The sequence below is a fragment of the Zestomonas carbonaria genome, from assembly GCF_904061905.1.
GTDB lineage: Bacteria > Pseudomonadota > Gammaproteobacteria > Pseudomonadales > Pseudomonadaceae > Aquipseudomonas > Aquipseudomonas carbonaria.
This window is the reverse complement of record NZ_CAJFCI010000071.1, coordinates 3173-23642: the sequence shown is the minus strand read 5'-3', so window position 1 is coordinate 23642 and position 20470 is coordinate 3173. Positions and strand designations below refer to the sequence as shown.

The 20470-nt window shown below is 65.4% G+C and carries 17 protein-coding genes; 11 read left to right on the top strand and 6 right to left on the bottom strand.

Going from position 1 to position 20470, the window contains the following annotated elements; all coding sequences use genetic code 11:
* Window positions 1-3 precede the first annotated feature (3 nt).
* Window positions 4-4014 carry an ATP-dependent RNA helicase HrpA gene (gene hrpA, locus PSEWESI4_RS16930; protein WP_187672386.1) on the bottom strand — a complete coding sequence of 1337 codons (4011 nt, stop codon included), beginning with the start codon at window positions 4012-4014 and terminating at the stop codon, window positions 4-6.
* Window positions 4015-4313: 299 nt separating this feature from the next.
* On the opposite strand from hrpA, the gene PSEWESI4_RS25580 reads away from it, so the two are divergent.
* The 3 genes from PSEWESI4_RS25580 to PSEWESI4_RS25345 all read left to right on the top strand — a co-directional run bounded on the left by PSEWESI4_RS25580 (window position 4314) and on the right by PSEWESI4_RS25345 (window position 7915).
* Window positions 4314-5795: a methyl-accepting chemotaxis protein gene (locus PSEWESI4_RS25580; protein WP_187672385.1), complete on the top strand. Its 1482-nt coding sequence runs from the start codon at window positions 4314-4316 to the stop codon at window positions 5793-5795.
* Between the two features lie 291 nt (window positions 5796-6086).
* Window positions 6087-7139, top strand: a complete 1053-nt coding sequence (locus tag PSEWESI4_RS16920; protein ID WP_187672384.1) for a GGDEF domain-containing protein — start codon at window positions 6087-6089, stop codon at window positions 7137-7139.
* A 173-nt stretch (window positions 7140-7312) separates the two neighbouring features.
* Window positions 7313-7915 (top strand): cold-shock protein, encoded by a 603-nt coding sequence (locus tag PSEWESI4_RS25345; RefSeq protein ID WP_328821928.1) that lies wholly within the window; start codon window positions 7313-7315, stop codon window positions 7913-7915.
* A gap of 526 nt (window positions 7916-8441) precedes the next feature.
* Here the strand turns inward: PSEWESI4_RS25345 and PSEWESI4_RS16910 are convergent.
* Window positions 8442-8648 (bottom strand): SlyX family protein, encoded by a 207-nt coding sequence (locus PSEWESI4_RS16910; protein ID WP_187672383.1) that lies wholly within the window; start codon window positions 8646-8648, stop codon window positions 8442-8444.
* On the bottom strand, window positions 8638-9078 hold the full coding sequence (locus tag PSEWESI4_RS16905; RefSeq protein ID WP_187672382.1) for an HIT family protein: 441 nt from the start codon (window positions 9076-9078) through the stop codon (window positions 8638-8640). Before PSEWESI4_RS16905 ends, PSEWESI4_RS16910 begins: the two co-directional genes overlap by 11 nt.
* Window positions 9079-9726: 648 nt before the next feature.
* On the opposite strand from PSEWESI4_RS16905, the gene PSEWESI4_RS16900 reads away from it, so the two are divergent.
* From PSEWESI4_RS16900 to PSEWESI4_RS16890, 3 genes are all read left to right on the top strand, one after another.
* Entirely contained in the window at window positions 9727-10971 is a 1245-nt protein-coding gene (locus tag PSEWESI4_RS16900) for an OprD family porin (protein ID WP_187672381.1), read from the top strand.
* 189 nt (window positions 10972-11160) lie between these two features.
* Window positions 11161-12876: a proline--tRNA ligase gene (locus tag PSEWESI4_RS16895; RefSeq protein WP_187672380.1), complete on the top strand. Its 1716-nt coding sequence runs from the start codon at window positions 11161-11163 to the stop codon at window positions 12874-12876.
* Between the two features lie 13 nt (window positions 12877-12889).
* A complete protein-coding gene (locus tag PSEWESI4_RS16890; protein WP_187672379.1) occupies window positions 12890-13840 on the top strand; it encodes a hypothetical protein in 951 nt (316 codons plus the stop codon).
* 144 nt (window positions 13841-13984) lie between these two features.
* On the opposite strand, the gene PSEWESI4_RS16885 is transcribed toward PSEWESI4_RS16890, so the two are convergent.
* Together PSEWESI4_RS16885 and PSEWESI4_RS16880 are read right to left on the bottom strand one after the other, a co-directional pair.
* Window positions 13985-14260 (bottom strand): acylphosphatase, encoded by a 276-nt coding sequence (locus PSEWESI4_RS16885; RefSeq protein ID WP_187672378.1) that lies wholly within the window; start codon window positions 14258-14260, stop codon window positions 13985-13987.
* Between the two features lie 19 nt (window positions 14261-14279).
* Window positions 14280-14714: a TlpA family protein disulfide reductase gene (locus tag PSEWESI4_RS16880; protein WP_408004320.1), complete on the bottom strand. Its 435-nt coding sequence runs from the start codon at window positions 14712-14714 to the stop codon at window positions 14280-14282.
* Window positions 14715-14789: 75 nt separating this feature from the next.
* Here PSEWESI4_RS16880 and PSEWESI4_RS16875 point away from each other — a divergent pair, with 75 nt between their 5' ends.
* Window positions 14790-16196, top strand: coding sequence for a PilZ domain-containing protein (locus PSEWESI4_RS16875; RefSeq protein WP_187672376.1), 1407 nt, complete (start codon window positions 14790-14792; stop codon window positions 16194-16196).
* 171 nt (window positions 16197-16367) lie between these two features.
* The gene (locus tag PSEWESI4_RS16870; protein WP_187672375.1) at window positions 16368-16760 is read left to right on the top strand and encodes a hypothetical protein; all 393 of its coding nucleotides are present in this window, start codon (window positions 16368-16370) and stop codon (window positions 16758-16760) included.
* 408 nt (window positions 16761-17168) lie between these two features.
* On the opposite strand, the gene PSEWESI4_RS16865 is transcribed toward PSEWESI4_RS16870, so the two are convergent.
* Entirely contained in the window at window positions 17169-18422 is a 1254-nt protein-coding gene (locus tag PSEWESI4_RS16865; protein WP_187672374.1) for a virulence factor BrkB family protein, read from the bottom strand.
* 98 nt (window positions 18423-18520) lie between these two features.
* Between PSEWESI4_RS16865 and arsC the strand changes: the two genes are divergently transcribed.
* Genes arsC through PSEWESI4_RS16850 form a run of 3 tightly spaced genes read left to right on the top strand, consistent with a single transcriptional unit; the run spans window position 18521 to window position 19876 of the window.
* Entirely contained in the window at window positions 18521-18874 is a 354-nt protein-coding gene (gene arsC, locus PSEWESI4_RS16860; RefSeq protein WP_187672373.1) for an arsenate reductase (glutaredoxin), read from the top strand.
* On the top strand, window positions 18871-19476 hold the full coding sequence (gene wrbA, locus PSEWESI4_RS16855; protein ID WP_187672372.1) for an NAD(P)H:quinone oxidoreductase: 606 nt from the start codon (window positions 18871-18873) through the stop codon (window positions 19474-19476). Before arsC ends, wrbA begins: the two co-directional genes overlap by 4 nt.
* The gene (locus PSEWESI4_RS16850; RefSeq protein WP_187672371.1) at window positions 19469-19876 is read left to right on the top strand and encodes a DUF2069 domain-containing protein; all 408 of its coding nucleotides are present in this window, start codon (window positions 19469-19471) and stop codon (window positions 19874-19876) included. Before wrbA ends, PSEWESI4_RS16850 begins: the two co-directional genes overlap by 8 nt.
* The last annotated feature ends 594 nt before the right edge of the window (window positions 19877-20470 follow it).

The following is a 20470-nucleotide window of genomic DNA, read 5'->3' as shown; positions in this document are numbered from 1 at the left end:
GCGCTAGGCCTCGACCAGGCTCCACTGCCTGGCCAGGCGTTTATCCGACACCGGCATCTTCGTGCCCAGTTGCTGGGCGAACAGCGACACCCGGTATTCCTCCAGCATCCAGCGGTACAGCACCAGCTCCGGATCGCGCTTGCCCTCCTGGGCGTGCTTGGCGGCGCGTGCCTTGTACTGCTCCCTGCAGCCGCCGAGTTCGCCGGTCCACACGCGATCGCGCTGGACCTGGGCGCCGACCTTGTCCAGGCGCTGGTCGATGGCCTTGAGGTAGCGCGGAATCTCCTTGAGCCATTCGGCCGGGGTTTCGCGGACGAAGCCGGGATAGACCAGGTTGGCGAGCTGTTGCTTGATGTCGTTGAGCGCCATGGCCTGGGCCAGGTCGATCTTGCCCTTGAAGCGCTTCTGCAAACCGTGGGTGAGCTTGAGGATATCCAGCACCAGCCTGGCCAGGCGCTCGGCGTGGGCGGTCCAGTCGCCGCGCTTCTTCTCCGCCAGGGCGGCCAGGGCGGCGCCGTCGCGCGGTAGCGTGGCTTCCCCGTCGAGGATGCAGTTGTCCAGGCTGGCCAGCAGGATGTCCTCGACCAGCGCCTCGACGCGGCCCATGTCGCGGTAGAGCAGGCCGAGCTCGGTGAGCCCCGGCAGCTTGCCGCGCAGGAACTTCGCCTGCTCGGCCAGTTGCTGGAGCAGCAGCCGTTGCAGCGCGCGGCGATGCTGGAAGTCGGCTTCGGCCTGGGTCGGGAAACGCCCCTCCTTGACCACGCCGCCCTCCTCCACCAGCGCCGGGAATACCGTCATGGACAGGCCAGCGACCTTCTGCTGGGCCTTTTCCGCGACCTGGGCGAAGGCCTTGGCCTCCACCGGTTTCTGTTCCTTCGCCTGCTGCGGGATGGCCAGGGCGGCCTGGCTGGCCTCGCTGAAGCGCGCGGTCAGTTCAGCCAGGTCGCGGCCCTCGCCGAGGAACTTGCCACGCGCATCCACGACCTCGATGTTCATCTTCAGATGGCTTTCGAGCTGGGCCTCGGCCTCGTCCCAGGCTTCCTCCGCCACGCGGACGCCGGTCATGCGCTGCAACTCGCGGCCAAGCGCGTCGGGCAGGTTGCCCTCGGCGAAGACGATCCTGGCCAGCGCGGCGGACACGAAGTCGGGCACCGGCACGAAGTTCTTGCGGATCGCCTTGGGCAGGTTGCGCACCAGCGCCACGCACTTGGCCTCGATCAGCCCGGGCACCAGCCATTGCAGGCGCTCGGCCGGCAGTTGCGGGAGCAGCGGCGCCGGCACGCGCAGGGTGACGCCGTCGCGCGGATGGTTGGGCTCGAAGTGGTAGGACAGCGGCAGTTGCAGCTCGCCGAAGCGCAGGCTGTCCGGGTATTGCGCGGCGGTGACTTCCCTGGCCTCGCGGACCAGCACGTCTTCCTCGCGCATGATCAGCAGTTGCGGGTTCTTCTCGGCCTCGCGCTTGTACCAGCTCTCGAAGCTGGCGGTCTGGTAGATGTCCTGCGGCAGGCGCGCGTCGTAGAAGCCGAACAAAGTTTCCTCGTCGGCGAGGATGTCGCGGCGGCGCGCCTTGGCTTCCAGTTCGTCGAGGCGTTCCAGGAGCTGGCGGTTGGCGGACAGGCACTTGGCGCGGCTGTTGATCTCGCCGCGCACCAGCCCCTCGCGGATGAACAGCTCGCGCGCCACCGCCGGATCGTGCGGGCCGTAATGCACGGCGCGGCGGCCGACGATGATCAGGCCGTACAGCGTCACCTGTTCGTAGGCCACCACCTGGCCGCGCTTCTTCTCCCAGTGCGGTTCGAGATAGTTCTTCTTCACCAGATGGGCGGCCAGCGGCTCCAGCCAGTCCGGCTCGATCTTCGCCACCATGCGGGCGAACAGCTTGGTGGTTTCCACCAGTTCGGCGGCCATCACCCACTGCGGGCGCTTGCGGCCGATCACACTGGACGGATGCAGCCAGAAACGTCGCTGGCGCGCGCCTAGATAGTCGCCGTCCTCGGTCTTCTGGCCGATCTGGCTGAGCAGGCCGGAGAGAATGGCCTTGTGCACCTTGGCGTAGTCGACGGAGCGCTGGGCGTCAGGCTTCTGCTCTTTGTAGGAGCCAGCTTGCTGGCGATCCTGAGAGTTCGGGACGCTGCGCTGATCGCGAGCAAGCTCGCTCCTACCCGATCCGCGCTGGCTTTCGGAAAGCTTGAGCTCCCGGGCGATCAGCACCAGTTGGCGGTGCGCATCGCGCCATTCGCGCATCCGCAGGTAGTTGAGGAAGTTCTTCCGGCACCAGTTGCGCAGCGCGTTGGAGCCCAGCGCCTGGCGCTGCTCCTCGAAACCGCGCCAGAGGTTGATCAGCGCGGCGAAGTCCGAATCCGGGTCCTTCCACTGGGCATGCGCCTGGTCGGCGGCCTGCTGGCGCTCCATCGGGCGCTCGCGCGGGTCCTGCACGGACAGCGCGCTGGCGACGATCAGCACTTCTTCCAGGCTGCCCAGCCTGGCCGCCTCCAGCACCATGCGGCCGAGGCGCGGGTCGATGGGCAGCCGCGCCAACTGGCGGCCAATGGGCGTGAGCTGGCCCTCGCGGTTGACCGCCGAGAGCTCCTGCAACAGGGTGAAACCGTCGCTGATCGCCTTGCCGTCCGGCGGTTCTATGAACGGAAAGGCGTCGATCTCGCCGAGACGCAGGTGCAGCATCTGCAGGATCACCGCCGCGAGGTTGGTGCGCAGGATTTCCGGATCGGTGAACGCCGGGCGGCCGAGGAAATCCTCCTCGCTGTACAGGCGCACGCAGATACCCGGCTCGACCCGTCCGCAACGGCCCTTGCGCTGGTTGGCGCTGGCCTGGGAGATGGCTTCGATGGGCAGGCGCTGGACCTTGGCGCGGTAGCTGTAGCGGCTGATACGCGCGGTGCCGCTGTCGATCACGTAGCGGATGCCGGGCACGGTCAGCGAGGTTTCGGCGACGTTGGTGGCCAGCACGATCTTGCGGCCGGCCATGGGCTGGAAGATCTTCTGCTGCTCGGCCGGGGTCAGCCGCGCGTAGAGCGGCAGCACTTCGGTGAACTTCAGGTTGGCCTTGCGCAGCACCTCGGCGCAGTCGCGGATTTCCCGCTCGCCGGGCAGGAACACCAGCACGTCGCCGGGGCGCTTGCCCTCGCTGCGCTCATGGGCGGCAATCTCGTCCAGCGCGGCGAGGATGCCCTGGTCGACGGTCAGGTCGTCCATCAGCGTCTCGCCGTCCTCGTCCACCTCGGCCGCCAGCGGGCGGTACCAGGTCTCCACCGGGTAGGTACGGCCCGAGACCTCGACGATCGGCGCATCGTTGAAGTGCTTGCTGAAGCGCTCCAGGTCGATGGTCGCCGAGGTGATGACCAGCTTGAGGTCGGGGCGGCGCGGCAACAGGGTTTTCAGGTAGCCGAGCAGGAAGTCGATGTTCAGGCTGCGCTCGTGGGCTTCATCGACGATGAGGGTGTCGTACTTTTCCAGGAAGCGATCGTGCTGGGTCTCGGCGAGCAGGATGCCGTCGGTCATCAGCTTGACCAACGTGCTGTCCTTGCTCTGGTCCTCGAAGCGCACCTGGTAGCCCACCAGCTCGCCGAGCGGCGTACCGACCTCCTCCGCCACCCGCGTCGCCACGCTGCGCGCCGCCAGCCGGCGCGGCTGGGTGTGGCCGATCAGGCCGTGCAGGCCCCGGCCGATCTCCAGGCAGATCTTCGGCAACTGGGTGGTCTTGCCCGAGCCGGTCTCGCCGGCGATCACCACCACCTGGTGCTTTGCCAGCGCCGCCTTGATCTCGTCGCGCTTGGCGGCAATCGGCAGGGCGTCGTCGTAGCGCATCGCCGGCACGCTCTTCCGGCGCGCCTCGACCTTGGCGCAGGAGGCCTGGAAGCGCTCGGCCCATTGCGCCAGCTTCGTCTCGTCCGGCGTGGCCTGCTTCTGCAGCTCGTGGAGCTGGCGGCGCAGGCGGTGGCGGTCGGCGATCAGGGCGTGGTCGAGGTTCTTCAGCAGGGCGGTGATGTCGGTCATTGCGGTCAGGGCAGGACGGAAGCGGGTGGCGATTGTCGCAGATTCAGTCGCCGGGTGGACGGCAAAGCGGCCGACCACCCGACGCGCCCATCGCGACCCGTGCCAGATCCAGGCCGGCCGAGGCTTCGTGCGATCCATCAAAAAATATGAAGCAAATCACACTCAAGATCCCCCATCGCCAACCGCTAAAGAGTCAAGGAGCGACGTGCCTCGTTGATCCCGGTCAACGCGCGGGCAGGCGCTCGCGGCAGAATATGGCCAACTGCCAGCCACCTACCTCCGAGAAAACAAGACATCGTATGGGCACCTGGATCCGTAATCTCTCCCTCAAGTACAAGTTCTGGGCCGTCAACCTGGTGGCCTTCTCCACCACCCTGCTGCTGGTGCTCTACGCCATGCACCAGGAACAGAACGGCCGCATCGACGACGCCCGCGCCGCCGCCCAGGCCCGGGCCGAGTTGCTGGCCGCCTGGCCGCAGGGCGCGCTGCCGCAGCAGCCAGGCGTGCTGAACCTCTCCGCCGGCAACCGCCCGGAGCTGCCCGCCGCGCAGGCCGAGGCGCTGGTCCGCGCCCAGGGCTGGGTGGCAGCACTGGAGGACGACCTGCTGTGGGGCGATGCTCCCGTGGTCGGCGCCTGGGTCCGCGATGCCGGCAATGGCCAGCGGTTCGCCGTGCTGGCCCGGGCGCCGAGCCTCTGGCAGGTGTTCGAGCAGCGCGCCGGTGCCTACGCGCTGGCCGTGCTGGTGCTGATGCTGGCGTTGCTGGGCGCTTCGCAGTTGCTGATCCGCTTCATCCTCAGCCATCTCAACCACCTCAAGGACACCATGCTGCACGCCGAGCGCAGCGGCGACCTGTCCGCCCGCGCGCGGGTCGACAGCCAGGACGAGGTCGGCCAGATGGCCGGCGCCTTCAACGCCATGCAGAGCGGCTACCAGCAGATCGTCGGCATCGTCGCCCAGGCCGCCGCGCATCTCGACGAGGGCGCCAAGCGCCTGGCCGACGGCATGGACCGGGTACGCGGCGGCATGCTCGGCCAGCAGAGCGAGACCGACCAGGCCGCCACGGCGATCAACGAGATGTCCACCACCGTGCACCACATCGCCCAGCACGCCGCCGACACCCGCGACCAGTCCACCGAGGCCGAACGCCTGAGCGGCGCCGGCCTGGAAGTGGCGCAGCGCGCCGGAACCGCCATCGCCGGCCTGTCCACAGGCGTGCAGCAGACCGCCGAAATGATCCAGCAACTGGCCGAGGACAGCCGGGTGATCGGCGGCATGGTCGAAGTTATCCACGGCATCGCCGAACAGACCAACCTGCTCGCCCTCAACGCCGCCATCGAGGCCGCCCGCGCCGGCGAGATGGGCCGTGGCTTCGCGGTGGTGGCCGACGAGGTGCGCAACCTCGCCAAGCGCGTGCAGACCTCCACCGACGAGATCACCCAGGTGATCGGCAAGCTGCAGTCCGGCACCCGCGACGCCGTGGAGTTCATGCAGGAAAGCTCGCTCAAGGCCGACCAGTGCGTGCAGGAAGCCAACGCCGCCGGCGAGGCGCTGGCGCACATCGCCCAGGCGGTCTCGGCGATGCGCCAGAGCAACGTGCAGATCGCCGTCGCCGCCGAACAGCAAAGCCAGGTGGCCGAGGAGATGACCCGCTCGGTGGTCGGCATCCGCGACGTCACCGAACAGACCGTCCACCAGACCCTCGATTCCGCCGCCACCAGCGCCGAACTGGTCAAGCTGGCCGAGGAGCTGCGCACGGCGATCGGCAGGCTCAAGCTGTGAGCGCGTCCTGGGCTGAATCGACGTTCAGACGGTACATGTTGGAGCGAGCCGCCTGAATGTCGATCCGCCCCCGGGATTCGCTGACCCCGTCATTCCCCCGCACGCGGGAATCCAATGAACATGGGACTCCTGGCCCCGACGGCTGCTCAGAGCCTCCCCAGGCCCGTCGGCAGCCCCTGGAATCACCCTCCCGAGGCACAGCCGCTCAACGAAGAGAACAGGCCTTTTGCTAGGCATCGGCGAGCAGGCTGTTCTATCCTCTGCCTGCCCGCCCCCTGCGCAGTGACGCGAATGAAACAACCGCCGAAAGTCCCGAGCATTCTTGACCTCTACCCGGAAGAAACCCGCGAATCGGCAGCCCTGCTCAAACAAGCGGTTCCGCTCATGGTGCGCCACGACATTCCGCCGAACCCGGTGCACTATGCGCTCTGGTACACCTATAGCCAGGGCAGCAGCCCCGAGCTGAACCGCCGCCTGGACAAGGTGGTCCAGGATTTCGAGACCTTCCCGCCGGACACCGCGCTCAAGCTGTTTCGCGAATACGTCATCCACGGCGAACTCGAGGAGGCGCGCGCCGGCCAGCGCCAGGCGGTCGAACTGGTCGAGAGCATCGAGGGCGACGTCTCCAGCAACCTCAACCACAACCAGTCCTACCAGAACAGCCTCAGCCAGGGCCTGGCGGCCCTGCACGAGCCGATCATCGACGACCTGCCCAACGTGCTCAACGACCTGCAACAGAGCACGCAAGAGATGCAGAAAGAGCAGGAGCGATTCCTCCAGCGCCTGCGCTCCGCCCAGGACGAGATACTCAACCTGCGCAGCCAGTTGCAGCGCGCGCACCTGGCGGCCAACCTGGACAGCCTGACCCAGGTGTTCAACCGGCACGCCTTCACCCGCCTGCTCGAACAGATCCTCGCCGCCGGGCACCAGGGCGTGGCGCTGGTCATCCTGGATATCGACCACTTCAAGCAGTTCAACGACCAGTACGGCCATCCCCTCGGCGACCGGGTGCTGCAGCACGTCGGCCAACTGCTGCGCGAACTGCTGCCGCCGCGGGCCATCGCCGCGCGCTACGGCGGCGAGGAGTTCTGCATCATCCTCCGCGACAACGACAGCGCCCACAGCGCCCGGACCTTCGCCGAGCAACTGCGCCTGAAGATCCAGGCACTGCGCGTCAAGGTACGGCGCACCGACGAAGTCCTCGACAGCATCAGCGCCAGTTTCGGCCTGGCCCTGGCCCAGGATGGCGACAACCTGGAAAGCCTGCTGACCCGCGCCGACGATGCCCTCTACCAGGCCAAGCGCAATGGCCGCAACCAGGTTTACCTCGCGCTAAGCGCTTGATTTGAGTAGCCCTCTGCTTTCCTGTTAAATACGCCCGTGCCGCGCGGCCGCTGTTCGCCGCGTGGCCGCCGGGCATGACGCCACGCGCGCACCGCGCACGCCATTTCCGTTCACGGCGCAGCGTCACGCCCGTTCTTACCTGCGATACATCTTATTAAGCGAGTTCATGACCCATGTTGAAGATCGTCCACCTGCTGACGGGTGTCGCCGCCCTTTTGCTGTCCTTCGTTCCCAGTCTGCATGCCGAAGCCCCTCCCTACCTGCAACAACCCGATGCGCTCTACCTCGCCCTGATCGGCCTGCTGAACCTGCTGCTGGCTCCCCTGCTGCCGGTGCGCCACGCCGGTGCCCGCCACCAGTTGCAGGGCCTGGTATCGGCCATGTTGGTATTCGCCACCCTCCTGCAGGGCCTGATCCTGCTCGCTCCGCTGCCGGTGATCGGCGGCCAGCCGGCCGTATTGCTGAGCCTGCTGACCGTGCTGCTCGCCGTGGTACTGCACCTGGCCGCCAATCTGCGTCTTAAACCGCGCAGTATTGTCAGCGAACAACCGGCGGGCGATCGCGAAACCGGCACGGTGAAATGGTTCAACACCTCCAAGGGCTTCGGCTTCATCTCCCGCGACTCCGGCGACGACATCTTCGTGCACTTCCGGGCCATCCGTGGCGAAGGGCACCGGATCCTGCTGGAAGGCCAACGCGTCGAGTTCTCGGTCATGCAGCGCGACAAGGGCCTGCAGGCGGAAGACGTGGTGACCCTGCCGCCGCAACGGCGCTGATCGCCAGGCACTCGAACGCAAAAGGCGGCCGGGATATTCCCGGCCGCCTTTTTTCATGTCCACGCGCTTGTCTTGTGCCCAGTGCTTTCTGGGCTCCCGCGTGCGCGGGAGTGACGAGGTGCGAACGCATCGCGGCCATGGGCCGCTCCTACGGTTTCACCGATATGCCGGACGTAAAGCCCCGTAGGGTGGATGTCGCTTTTTACATCCACCGGCCGGAGTACCGTCCACCCCGTCATTTCTGTTCACTGGGTCCCCGCGTTCGCGAGGACGACGGATACATCGGGTTTCCCCACTCCCACGTCATTCCCGCGAACGCATCGCGGCCATGGGCCGCTCCTACGGTTATGCCGATATGCCGGACGTAAAGTCCCGTAGGGTGGATGTCGCTTTTTACATCCACCGGTACCGCCCACCCCGCCATTTCTGTTTATTGGGTTCCCGCGTTCGCGGGAATGACGGGGTTGGGGCACGCACTCGCTATCCCTCGTCGTCCCTGCGAACGCGGGGAACCAAAAACCCCTCCTTAATAGTGCGGAGGCGGCGCATCGTCCTGGGGACCATCGATCCACCCCTGCATGTCCTCCTGGCGCTTCGCCAGGGCGGCCAACTGCAACTGCATCCGCTCCAGGACCCGCTGCTGGGCGACCAGCACGTCGTTCAGCGCCTGGATGGTGTCGTCCTGGAACGCCAGGCGGCTCTCCAGTTCGGTAATCCGCTCTTCAAGACTCACGGCCCGACTCCTCGGCAAAGTTGAAATTCTCGGTCAGCACCAGGCGCAGACGGGAACGGATGGCGGCGACCTGCTCGTCGGTATAGGGCTCGGCCGGATGCTTGCCCCAGACCGGCGCCGGCCAGGCCGCGTCGTCGCGCCGGCGCACGATGACATGCATATGTAACTGGCTGACCACATTGCCCAGTGCGGCAATGTTCATCTTGTCCGCTCCAAAAGAATCCTTGAGCGTTTCCGCCAGAAAGGTGGTTTCCTGCCAGAGTTGCCGCTGATCGGCGAGATCCAGTTGGAAGACTTCACTGACCTCCTCCCGGCGTGGCACCAGGATGAACCAGGGATAACGTGCCTCGTTCATCAGCAACAGGCGGCAAAGGGGAAAGTCACCGACCAGCAGAGTGTCCTGCTCGAGTCGAGAATCAAGAACGAACATCGAATTCCCTCCTATAAATAAGAAGCAAACCGACCAGAGCCCCGACCTTCCGGGCAACGCCTGGTTTCCATACCGTTCAGGATACCCGTGCTTGGGCGACCGATCATCCGGCGACGGCGCACCAAAAGGGGGCGACCCCGCCATAACTGGCCTACAATCCGTGCAGCCGAACACCGCCCGGTGCTACTCGCATGCGGACGGCGGGGGCTGCGCGCATATGGAAAGCAGGTTGCAATCCACTCGATGGCGTTTTGTGCACGGTTGTTGCTAGAGCAGGGAGTCGGAAGCGAATGCGCCTGGTGCGCGAACGCTGAAAACCATGGAGTTAGTAATCAATCGCATCTAAGTGACAATAAGGGCAGGCAGGGGGGATATCGACAGGGACTGCCCACCCTTACAGTCACTTAGGCATTGAAAATGCGAGGAAAACCAGGTGTCGGAAGATGAGCGAAATCATCAGAAAATATGAAATTGCGACGCTTCCCATCCATTTTTGCGACAACGTCGTAGAGAACTCGCAACTAATCAATAACAACTATCGCCATTATTGTGCTCGTGCTATACGTTAGCGCGCGTAAAAAAAGAAAGAGCCGCCCAACAACAATTACGATGGGCAGCACAACTCTTCAAACCAAAGGAGCAATCACCATGCAAGTGATGAAGTGGAGCCTAATCGCCGCGGCCGTAGCCGCCGGCAGCACCCAACTGGCCATGGCCAGTGCGCAGTCCGACTCCAAGGGCTTTGTCGAAGATGCCAGCGCCAACCTGCTGCTGCGCAACACTTACTGGAACCGTGACTACAAGAACGGCGTGAATGACCGTAACACCTGGGCCCAGGGTTTCATCGGCACCTTCGAGTCCGGCTTCACCCAAGGCACCGTTGGTTTCGGCGTTGACGCCTTCGGCCTGCTCGGCCTGCGCCTCGACGGCGGTCAGGGCGACATGTTCCCCGGCGAGGAAAAAGACTGGGAAGACTCCGTCTCCCAAGCTGGCGCCGCAGTCAAGCTCCGCCTCTCCAACACCGTGGTGAAATACGGTGACCAGATGCCGAACCTGCCGGTTCTGGCCTATGACGACTCCCGCCTGCTGCCGCAGAGCTTCACCGGCACCCTGCTCACCAGCAGCGAGCTCGAAGGTCTCGAACTGAACGTCGGTCGTTTCACCCAGGAAAGCCCGATGGCTTCCGGTGCCCGCGATGACGCCAAGCTGAAGAGCATCGACGTCTATGGCGCCAGCTACCAGTTCACCGACAACCTGAGCGCGGCTCTGTACTTCTCCGACGTCGAAGACGTGTACAAGAAGAAGTACGCGAACGTGAACTACACCATTCCGTTCTCCGATGACCAGTCGCTGAACTTCGACTTCAACATCTACAAGACCGACTACGACAACGATACCGTCGCCACCGATGGCTTCTTCGGCAACGGCATCGAAGGCGATGACAACACCATCTGGAGCCTGGCCGGTAAGTACAGCACTGGCGCCCACGCCTTCATCCTGGCCTACCAGCAGAACAGCGGTGATGTCGGCTATGCCTACGATCTGGGCGACGGCGGTAGCGCGATCTGGGTAGCCAACTCCTACTACTCGGACTTCAACAACGCAGACGAGAAGTCCGTGCAAGCGAGCTACGAGCTGGACTTCGCTGGCTACGGCGTTCCGGGGCTGACCTGGAAAACCGCCTACGTTTACGGTTACGACATCAAGGTGTTGAACGAGAGCGATGGCAAAGAGCGCGAAATCTTCAACCAGGTGAAGTACACCATCCAGGACGGCCCGGCCAAGGACCTGTCCTTCAAGGCCCGCAACTCGATCTACCGTTCCTCCAACAGCGTTGGCCCGGACCTGAACGAGTGGCGCCTGTTCGTCGAGTACCCGCTGGAAATCCTGTAATTCCCGCGTAAGCTCGATTGAAAACGAAAGCCCGGCTCCCGCCGGGCTTTCTTCATCCACGACGCCCCAAAACCGCCCCGCCTCGCCTCCGCGCCCGACATCTCCCCGCCCCGCGCCTGTACGCCACTGTACAGTCCTCGTACAATGCCGGCCTGTTTCCCCCTTTCGCAATCGATACAGCGGCCAACCATGCGTACCAGTCAGTATCTGCTCTCCACCCTGAAAGAAACCCCTTCCGATGCCGTGGTCATCAGCCACCAGCTGATGCTCCGCGCCGGGATGATCCGCAAGCTGGCCTCGGGCCTCTACACCTGGCTGCCCATGGGTCTTCGGGTCATGCGCAAGGTGGAAGCCGTGGTGCGCGAGGAAATGAACGCCGCCGGCGCCTTCGAGGTGCTGATGCCGGCCATCCAGCCCGCCGAGCTGTGGCAGGAATCCGGCCGCTGGGAACAGTACGGCCCCGAGCTGCTGCGCCTGAAGGACCGCCATGACCGCGACTTCTGCGTCGGTCCGACCCACGAGGAGGTCATCACCGACCTCATGCGCAACGAGCTCTCCAGCTACAAGCAGTTGCCGATCAACCTGTACCAGATCCAGACCAAGTTCCGCGACGAGATCCGTCCGCGCTTCGGCCTGATGCGTGGCCGCGAGTTCATCATGAAGGACGCCTACTCCTTCCACCTGGACCAAGCCTCGCTGCAGGAAACCTACGACCGCATGCACCAGGCCTACTGCAACGTGTTCACCCGCCTGGGCCTCGACTTCCGCCCGGTACAGGCCGACACCGGCTCGATCGGCGGCACCGGCTCCCATGAATTCCACGTCCTGGCCGAGTCCGGCGAAGACGCCATCGCCTTCAGCGACGGCTCCGACTACGCCGCCAACATCGAGAAGGCCGAAGCCATCCCGCGTGAAAACGCCCGCGGCGCCGCCACCGAGGAAATGCGCCTGGTCGACACGCCCAACGTCAAGACCATCGCCGCTCTGGTGGAAGGCTTCGACCTGCCCATCGAGAAGACCATCAAGACCCTGGTGGTGCATGGCGCGGAGCCCGGCACGCTGATCGCCCTGATCGTTCGTGGCGACCACGAGCTCAACGAAATCAAGGCCGCCAACCTGGAACAGGTCGCCAGCCCGCTGGTGTTCGCCTCGGAAGCCGAGATTCGCGCCGCCATCGGTGCCGGTCCCGGTTCGCTGGGCCCCGTGAACCTGCGGATCCCCTGCATCATCGACCGCTCGGTGGCCCTGATGAGCGATTTCGCCGCCGGCGCCAACATCGAAGACAAGCACTACCTGGGCGTCAACTGGGAGCGCGACCTGCCGCTGCCGGAAGTGGCCGACCTGCGCAACGTGGTGGCCGGCGACCCGAGCCCCGACGGCAAGGGCACCCTGGTGATCCGCCGTGGCATCGAAGTGGGCCATATCTTCCAGCTCGGTACCAAGTACAGCGAAGCGATGAACTGCACGGTAATGGGCGAGAACGGCAAGCCGGCGATCCTGACCATGGGTTGCTACGGCATCGGCGTCTCCCGTGTGGTGGCTGCCGCCATCGAGCAGAGCTACGACGAACGCGGCATCATCTGGAACGACGCGCTGGCGCCCTTCCAGATCGCCCTGGTGCCGCTGCGCTATGAAAACGAAGAGGTACGCGCCACCACCGACAAGCTCTACGCGGACCTGACCGCCGCCGGCTTCGACGTATTGCTCGACGACCGTGACAAAAAGACCAGTCCGGGCATCAAATTCGCTGACATGGAGCTGATCGGCATCCCGCACCGCATCGTTGTCAGCGATCGCGGCCTGGCCGACGGCAATGTCGAATACAAGGGTCGGCGCGAAACCGAGGCACAGGTCATCGCGCTCACCGATATCCTGTCGTTCATCCAGGGCCGCATAGCGCGCTGATCCACGAGACGCCATGTCCACACGTAGCCCCCTTCTCCTCGGCGCCGCCCTGTGCGGCGCCTTGTTGCTCAGCGCCTGCGCCAACCACTTGCCGCAGCGCAGCGAGCACGAGGAACGCGTCGAGCGCAAACTGCTCGACCACAGCCTGCAGATCGAGATCGGCGAACCGCGCGTGCTGGAACTGCCGCAACGGCGCATTCGCATCAACGAGCAGAAGACCTTCGAGGTCACCGAGTTCGAGGTGACGCGCCGCTACGACCGCTACACCCCGTACCAGCCCTGGCGCGAAATCTACGAAGTGCCCCTCGGCGCGGTGGCGGTGATCGCCGGCGTCGGCGCCAACCTGGCCAACATAGTGGCGTTCGGCAACCTGCCGGACAGCGCCACCAAGGGCTGGTTCAGCTACGGCTTCGCCGGCCTCAACCCGTTCATGAACGTGCAATCCAACGGCCGTTCGCAGCAGAACCTCGCCAGCATCGAGGAACAGCAACTGGACAAGCGCACGGAGCATTCGAGCCTGCCCTGGGCCGAGCGTCCGGTGCTGGTCAAGGCGGGGCGCGAAACCCTCGAGCTGACCACCGACCGCAACGGCATCCTGCGCCTCAACCTCCTCGACGGCCCCTTCGCCGATCACGACATCAGCCGCATCGGCACGCTGCAACTGAGCGTCGAAGACCCACAGGACAATACCCGCGCCGAAGCCACGCTGGCCGTCAGCCGCACGCTGCGCGGCAAGTTGCAGGAAGCCCACGACCTGATCTACGAGGATCTGGAAGACGACGAAGTGTCGCAGTGGGTGCACCGGGTCAAGCGCCTGTCCGACCTGGGCCTGGAGGAAGAAGCCAGCGAGCTGGAGCAAAGCCTGATCGAGCTGACCCGCAACGATCCGGAATTGCAGCAGGAATTCCTCCAGTCGCTGATGAAGGACGCCGGACGCCTGGCCGCAGACCCAGGCGCCAACTAACCAGAGATTCGCTTTTACAGGGTGCGCACAGCGCACCCTGCGGGATTACCAGCCCATAGTTCGGGGTATAACGCAGCTTTTGTAGGGTGTGCCGCGCGTACCGAGCCAGGAACGACACAATCGCTCCCGGCTGAGCACACAGGTTCAGCGCCGCACGATGAAGCCGGTGATGCCCTGAAGAGGCTGCTCTTCAAGCTCGACGGCCTTGACCCTGGCGCTCTTCGGCCCCCGCCCCAGCCATTCGACGAAGGCGTCGACCGCCTCTTCCTCGCCCTCGAACAGCACTTCCACCCGGCCATCGTCGAGGTTGCGCACCCAGCCATCGAGATCCAGGCGCTCGGCCTCCTCGGCAGCGTACTGGCGGAAGCCAACCCCCTGTACCCGGCCACTGACATAGCCATGCGTGCATTTGCGCGCCATCGCATCTCTCCTTCGCGGGTTACCGCTCAGCCTGCAACTCGACCAACCGCTTGCGCAGCCCTTCCGCATTCTGCTCGCCCAGCAGCCGCGCGCGCACCTTGCCCGAGGCATCGACAATATAGGTGACCGGCAACGCCTCGCTACGCGGCAGGTCGAAGCGCGGCGCCGGGTCCGTGGCCAATACGGTGAAGCGGATCCCCAGGTCCTCGGCCCCTTTGGCCAGTTCTTCGCCCTGCAGACCGTCGAAGTTCACGCCGAACACTTCGGCCTGCCCCGCGAGCTGCTCGGCCAGCAGGTTGAGCTCGGGAATCTCGGTACGGCAGGGGGCACACCATTCGGCCCAGTAATTGATTACTAGCCACTGGCCTTCCAGGCGCTCAACCGCTACCTTTCGTCCATGCTGATCGACGCCCGCGTCCTCGGCACAACCGGCCAGCAGAAGCCCGGCGAACATCGCCATGACCAACCGACCCAACACTCTCTGGAGTCCCACTCCCATGCAGTCGATCCTCAAAAATGCAGGGTTGATATGACACTGGATGCCTTGCGCCTGGAAGTGCCGGACATCCGTGAAGAGAACGCGGATTCGCTCAACGATCTTCACCAGCAGCTCGCCGATGCGCGCCAGTTGCCCCATGAACACGGCCTGCAACAGACGCTGAGCACCCTGTTCCGCCTGAACCGCAGTGCCATGACCTTACTTGAAAGGCAGCGCGCGCTGCAAAGCTTCGCCGAGGAGTATCGCCACTACGCCCGCGCATACGACGCCCATCGTACGCCATCGGCGCTGTTCGTACGCCTGTGCGCGGAGACCGCGGCGGGGTTCAAGCGCCTGCTGCTACAGATCCTGCAAGGCCGCCATCCTTCCCGCCCGCACCTGGCCTGGTGCCTGTACATGGCCCAGCACTTCCTGGCGCAGGCGCTGCTGCGTCACTACCAGCTCTACCAGGAGCCGCCTGCCAGCCTGTGGCGCGACAGCCACCTGCTGTACTGGATAGGCGAGCGCCAGGAATGCCTGGACGAACCGGTCGCGGCGGCGTTCCAGCCCCAGGCGGCCACCACCCTGCGCGGCCTCTACCAGCAGATGCTGCTGCTTTCGCTGAGCAACCCCTTCCATCTGGCCGAGGGCGAGGCTCCCCTGCTGTTCGGCGCACTGGCTCCCCTGGCCGCCCTGCCGCGCCTGACGCCCTGGGACGAGGACGACGAGAGCGAAGGCCCCACCGTGGACCTCAGCGAGGCGCAGCCGTGCCTGTCGCTCGACCAGATCCCCGAAGGCGACCCGCAATACCTGCGGCGCTTCGAGCTCGGCCCGCTGCTGATCGCCCTGCACGACCCGGCGCCGCTACAGAGCCTGAAGGAACGCCAGTTGCTCGAGCATGTGCGCCAGCACTGGCTGGGCCGCCAGCAGCGCCGCCACGAGCGCACCGAGCACAGCAGCGAGTGCCTGCTGGTCATCGGCCTGCCGGCCATCCATGCGCAGTTGCTCGACCAGCGCCCGAGCAGCAGCAACGCACGCATCCTCGACGTCAGCCCCGGTGGCGCGCGCCTGCTCTGCAATGCCGACCAGGGCGCGCAACTGCCGGTGGGCCAGCTACTGCTCCTGATTGGCAACAACACACCGGTCCTGGCGATGATCCGCTGGCGCCACATCAACGACGAGGGGCTGCACCTGGGCATTCGCTACCTCAAGGGACTGCCCCGACCCGTCTGGCTGCGCCGGGCGCCGAGCGCGCAGACCCACCCCGGCGTGCTGCAAAGCACTCCCGTACAGGGCAGCGCCTGGCACCACGGCCTGTGGCTGCCCCATGGGCAGTTCGTCGAAGGGGAAAACCTCTGGCTGCAACTGGCCAGCGTGCACAACCAGGCCATCGTGCCGCTGACCGCCGCCAACCTGACGACTCCGCTGGTGAGCCGCTACCCGCTGAAGCTGGCCTAGGGACGCCCTGGACGGGCCTCCACGTCGGTGATCTTTCAGAAATCCCTTGGATTCTGTACGTAAACTGCGAGCCCGGTCACGCGGCCTGGCGGCCAAGCGCACAGTTTCAGCGGTACGTGCGTGCCTATAATCCCGCCAGCCAACAAGCCCAGAAGCATCAGGGAACCCGCCATGACCCAAGCCCACGACAAGCTGATCGGCAGCGTGCCATCGCGCATCAGCGACAGCGCCCGCTTGATCTTGACTCCCTACGAAGGCCGTGTCGCCGAATACAACGTCGCCAGTTGGCTGCACCTGCCGGGGCTGGCCAACCTGCCGGTGTCGCTGCTGGTGCGCTACATGGATGGCGAGACGCGCCGCGAGGTGGCGATCGACCACGGCAAGGTCAACGCGCAGCACAAGATCCTGCTCTCCGGCATCGCCCGCCTGACGGTCCGCCAGAAGATCCGCGACATGCAGATCCACCTGCGCTCCGCGGTCGCCGTGCGCAATCTGGTTGTCGAAGAATTGTTCGTCCAGGCCGTCGAGCAACCGGTCGGCGAGGAACAGCGCGCGCTCGCCTGAGCCCTTCCCCTCAGCCCCTGGCCACTTCGCGCGGACTGACCGGTTCGTCGCACGCCGGCTGCTCCCCGACATCTCCCTCCACGACGGTGCCCGTCTCGACCAACGAGTCGGGCCACCGCGAAAAACGCAGGCCGGTCAGCCGGTTCAAATCCTCCAGCGCTCGCTCGGGATTCCACTGCTGCAAACGGATAACCCTGCCCTGCCTACTACTCATCTCGCCCGCCCATGTGCATCGATGCCCTACTGGCTCATAGCCAGAAACATGCCAGGCAGTCCCGCCGCGCAACGAATTTACGCAGGGTGCGCCACTCGGCGTGCGTAGGGAGCGCCCTGGCGGTGCGCACGGCGCACCCTACGAGCGGCGGACGAGCAGCCGTAACGGCATGGGCCGCAAACTGACCCTTTTCGTCACTTCTCGCTCTCCGTCGCATTCATCGCCGGGGCCGACCCGTGGCTTTGCAGCCAATCCGCGAGGCTCGCGCCGAACAGTGTCTGCTGTTGCTGCTGGAACTGCTCCAGCGTCTTGCGCAGGGCCGGATACCAGGCTTCATCCAGGGACTCCGGCATCTGTTCGGAGCGCGGCAACGGCCAGGGATTGCGGCTGAGCAGGCGATGCAGGCTGTAGTGGGCCAAGTCGCGGCAGAGTACCCAGCCGCCGCCGCTGGTGCGACAGATCAACTGCTCGCGCTCGAGAAAGCCGATCAACTCGTCCCACTCGTCCTCCGGCAGTTGCCAGCCCTGCCGTTGCACGTCGCGCAGGCTGACCGTCTCGCCGCGCAACTGGCTGTCATGGAAGATCCGCAGCACGCCGAGCAACACCAGCAGGCGCGGCAGGTTGCGGCGGCGCCAGAGCCGCGAACTGGACAGGTTGCACACCAGTTCGGCGCCGAACAGCACGATCAGCCAGGACAGGTAGATCCACAGCAGGAACAGCGGCACCGTGGCGAACGCCCCGTAGATGAGCTGGTAGCCGGGAAACAGGCGCACATAGAGACCGAACAGCATCTTCGCCATCTCGAACAGCACGGCGGCCAGCGCACCACCGACGAAGGCATGCTTGAGCGGCACCCGGGTATTCGGCACCGTGGAATAGATCAGCGTGAAGGCCGCCACGCTGGACAGCAGCGGCATGAAGCGCAGCAGGGTCTTGGCGCCGATCACCGCGTCCGGGCCGGAAATCAGCGACAGCGACGTGATGTAGGTACTGACCAGGAAACCCGCCCCCAGCAGCAGCGGCCCCAGGCTGAGGATCGCCCAGTACAGCAGGAAGCTGGCCACCCCGCGACGCGGCTGGCGCACGCGCCAGATGGTGTTGAACGCCTTCTCGACGGTGACCAGCATGGTCAGCGCGGTGACGACCAGGAACAGTACGCCGAGCCAGGTCAACTGGCGCGCCTGGGCGGTGAAGCTGACCAGGTACTCGCGCACCGTTTCCCCCGAGGTGGGCAGGAAATTGCGCAGGATGAAGCTCTGGATCTCCTCGCCGACGCCCTGGAATGCCGGAATCGCCGAAAGCATGGCGAACGTCACGGTCATCATCGGCACCACGGCGAACAGGGTCGTATAGGTCAGCGCCGCGGCGCTGTCGGGCGCGCGGTCGCCAAAGAAGCGCTGCCAGAGGAACCGCCAGAACTCCACCACATCTTCGAAACGTTGACGCATGCCCTCTCCCTAGCCGGTTCTGGAATCGCCACGCAATGCAGACAGGCGCGACGACGCGGTTAGAATAGCCGCCACCCCCTAGCGGATGCGACTTGCCAATGTCTGATTTGACCCTTTATCACAACCCGCGTTGCTCGAAATCCCGTGGCGCGCTGGAACTGCTCGAAGCCCGTGGCCTGCAACCGACCATCGTGCGCTACCTGGAAACCCCGCCCAGCGCCGCCGAACTGCGCGCCCTGCTGGCCAAGCTCGGCATAGGCGCACGGCAGTTGCTGCGTACCGGCGAAGAGGAATACAAGACGCTCGGCCTGGCCGACGCGAGCCTCGGCGAAGAACAACTGATCGACGCCATGGTCGCCCATCCCAAGCTGATCGAGCGCCCGATCCTGATCGCCGGCGACAAGGCCGTCATCGGCCGACCGCCGGAGAAGGTGCTGGAGCTGCTGCCATGAGCACCGCCTACATCCTGGTGCTCTACTACAGCCGCCACGGCAAGACGGCGGAAATGGCCCGGCAGATTGCCCGCGGCGTGGAAATGGGCGGGCTGGAAGCGCGCCTGCGCACCGTTCCGCCGGTGTCCAGCGAATGCGAAGCGGTGGCACCGGCGATTCCCGAAGAAGGCGCGCTGTACGCCAGCCTCGACGACCTCAGGCACTGCTCGGGCCTGGCGCTCGGCAGCCCGACCCGCTTCGGCAACATGGCGGCGCCGCTGAAATACTTCCTCGACGGCACCAGCAACCTGTGGCTGACCGGCGAACTGGTCGGCAAGCCGGCCGGCGTGTTCACCACCACAGCCAGCCTGCACGGCGGCCAGGAAAGCACCCTGCTGTCGATGATGCTGCCGCTGCTGCACCACGGCATGCTGATCACCGGCCTGCCCTACAGCGAAGCGGCGCTGCTGGAAACCCGTGGCGGCGGCACGCCCTACGGCCCCAGCCACCATGCGGGCGCCGACGGCAAGCGGCCGCTGGACGAACATGAAATCGCCCTGTGCCGCGCCCTCGGCCAGCGCCTGGCGCAAACCGCCCAGCACCTGGAGCGAGGCCGTGGCTAAGAAAGCGAAACCCCTGCCCTCCCTGGACTGGCTGCAACCACGCCTGAGCCTCACCCGTGGCCTGAGCCTGGCGCTCTTTCTCGCCCTGCTGCTGTTGCTGCTGATCTGGAACCTGGCCTTCGCCGACCTGCACGGAGCGCGGACCTGGGTGATCCTGCTGGTCGAACTGGTGCCGCTGCTGATCCTCGCCCCCGGCGTGCTGCTGGGCAACGCACGGGCGCACGCCTGGCTGTGCTTCGTGGTCAACCTGTACTTCATCAAGGGCGTCCTGGCCGCCCTCGATCCGCACCGCAGCCTGCTCGGCTGGAGCGAAGCGCTGATCAGCCTGGCGCTGTTCTGCACCGCCCTGCTCTACGTGCGCTGGCGCTTCCAGTACGACCGCAAGCTGGCAGGGGAATGAGACCCGGCTCGTAGGAGCGCGCCATGCGCGCGATACGCGGCCATGGGCCGCTCCTACATATCCAGCTCGCTTGGAGCCCGTAGGATGGGTGCCAACCCGTCGTTTCCGGATGATGGGTTTCAACCTGCCGCGTCCAGTACGACCGCAAACTGGCAGGGGAATGAAGCCCGGCTCGTAGGAGCGCGCCATGCGCGCGATTCGCGGCCATGGGCCGCTCCTACATGTCCGGCTCGCCTGGAGTCCGTAGGATGGGTGCCAACCCGTCGTTTCCGGGTGATGGGTTTCACCCATCCTACAACCCAATCGCAAGCTGGCGGGGGAATGAAACCCGGCACGTAGGAGCGCGCCATGCGCGCGATTCGCGGCCATGGGCCGCTCCTACATGTCCGGCTCGCCTGGAGTCCGTAGGATGGGTGCCAACCCGTCGTTTCCGGGTGATGGGTTCCACCCATCCTACAACCCAATCGCAAGCTGGCGGGGGAATGAAGCCCGACACGTAGGAGCGCGCCATGCGCGCGATTCGCGGCCATGGGCCGCTCCTACATGTCCGGCTCGCCTGGAGTCCGTAGGATGGGTGCCAACCCGTCGTTTCCG

Coding starts and splice junctions, on each gene's coding strand:
- hrpA (WP_187672386.1), bottom strand. CDS start 4,014: ATGACCGACATCACCGCCCTGCTGAAGAACCTCGACCACGCCCTGATC.
- PSEWESI4_RS16880 (WP_408004320.1), bottom strand. CDS start 14,714: ATGTTCGCCGGGCTTCTGCTGGCCGGTTGTGCCGAGGACGCGGGCGTC.
- wrbA (WP_187672372.1), top strand. CDS start 18,871: ATGAGCACCGCCTACATCCTGGTGCTCTACTACAGCCGCCACGGCAAG.
- PSEWESI4_RS16890 (WP_187672379.1), top strand. CDS start 12,890: ATGTCCACACGTAGCCCCCTTCTCCTCGGCGCCGCCCTGTGCGGCGCC.
- PSEWESI4_RS25580 (WP_187672385.1), top strand. CDS start 4,314: ATGGGCACCTGGATCCGTAATCTCTCCCTCAAGTACAAGTTCTGGGCC.
- PSEWESI4_RS16870 (WP_187672375.1), top strand. CDS start 16,368: ATGACCCAAGCCCACGACAAGCTGATCGGCAGCGTGCCATCGCGCATC.
- PSEWESI4_RS16920 (WP_187672384.1), top strand. CDS start 6,087: ATGAAACAACCGCCGAAAGTCCCGAGCATTCTTGACCTCTACCCGGAA.
- PSEWESI4_RS16905 (WP_187672382.1), bottom strand. CDS start 9,078: ATGTTCGTTCTTGATTCTCGACTCGAGCAGGACACTCTGCTGGTCGGT.
- PSEWESI4_RS16900 (WP_187672381.1), top strand. CDS start 9,727: ATGCAAGTGATGAAGTGGAGCCTAATCGCCGCGGCCGTAGCCGCCGGC.
- PSEWESI4_RS16885 (WP_187672378.1), bottom strand. CDS start 14,260: ATGGCGCGCAAATGCACGCATGGCTATGTCAGTGGCCGGGTACAGGGG.
- PSEWESI4_RS16875 (WP_187672376.1), top strand. CDS start 14,790: ATGACACTGGATGCCTTGCGCCTGGAAGTGCCGGACATCCGTGAAGAG.
- PSEWESI4_RS16865 (WP_187672374.1), bottom strand. CDS start 18,422: ATGCGTCAACGTTTCGAAGATGTGGTGGAGTTCTGGCGGTTCCTCTGG.
- PSEWESI4_RS25345 (WP_328821928.1), top strand. CDS start 7,313: ATGTTGAAGATCGTCCACCTGCTGACGGGTGTCGCCGCCCTTTTGCTG.
- arsC (WP_187672373.1), top strand. CDS start 18,521: ATGTCTGATTTGACCCTTTATCACAACCCGCGTTGCTCGAAATCCCGT.
- PSEWESI4_RS16895 (WP_187672380.1), top strand. CDS start 11,161: ATGCGTACCAGTCAGTATCTGCTCTCCACCCTGAAAGAAACCCCTTCC.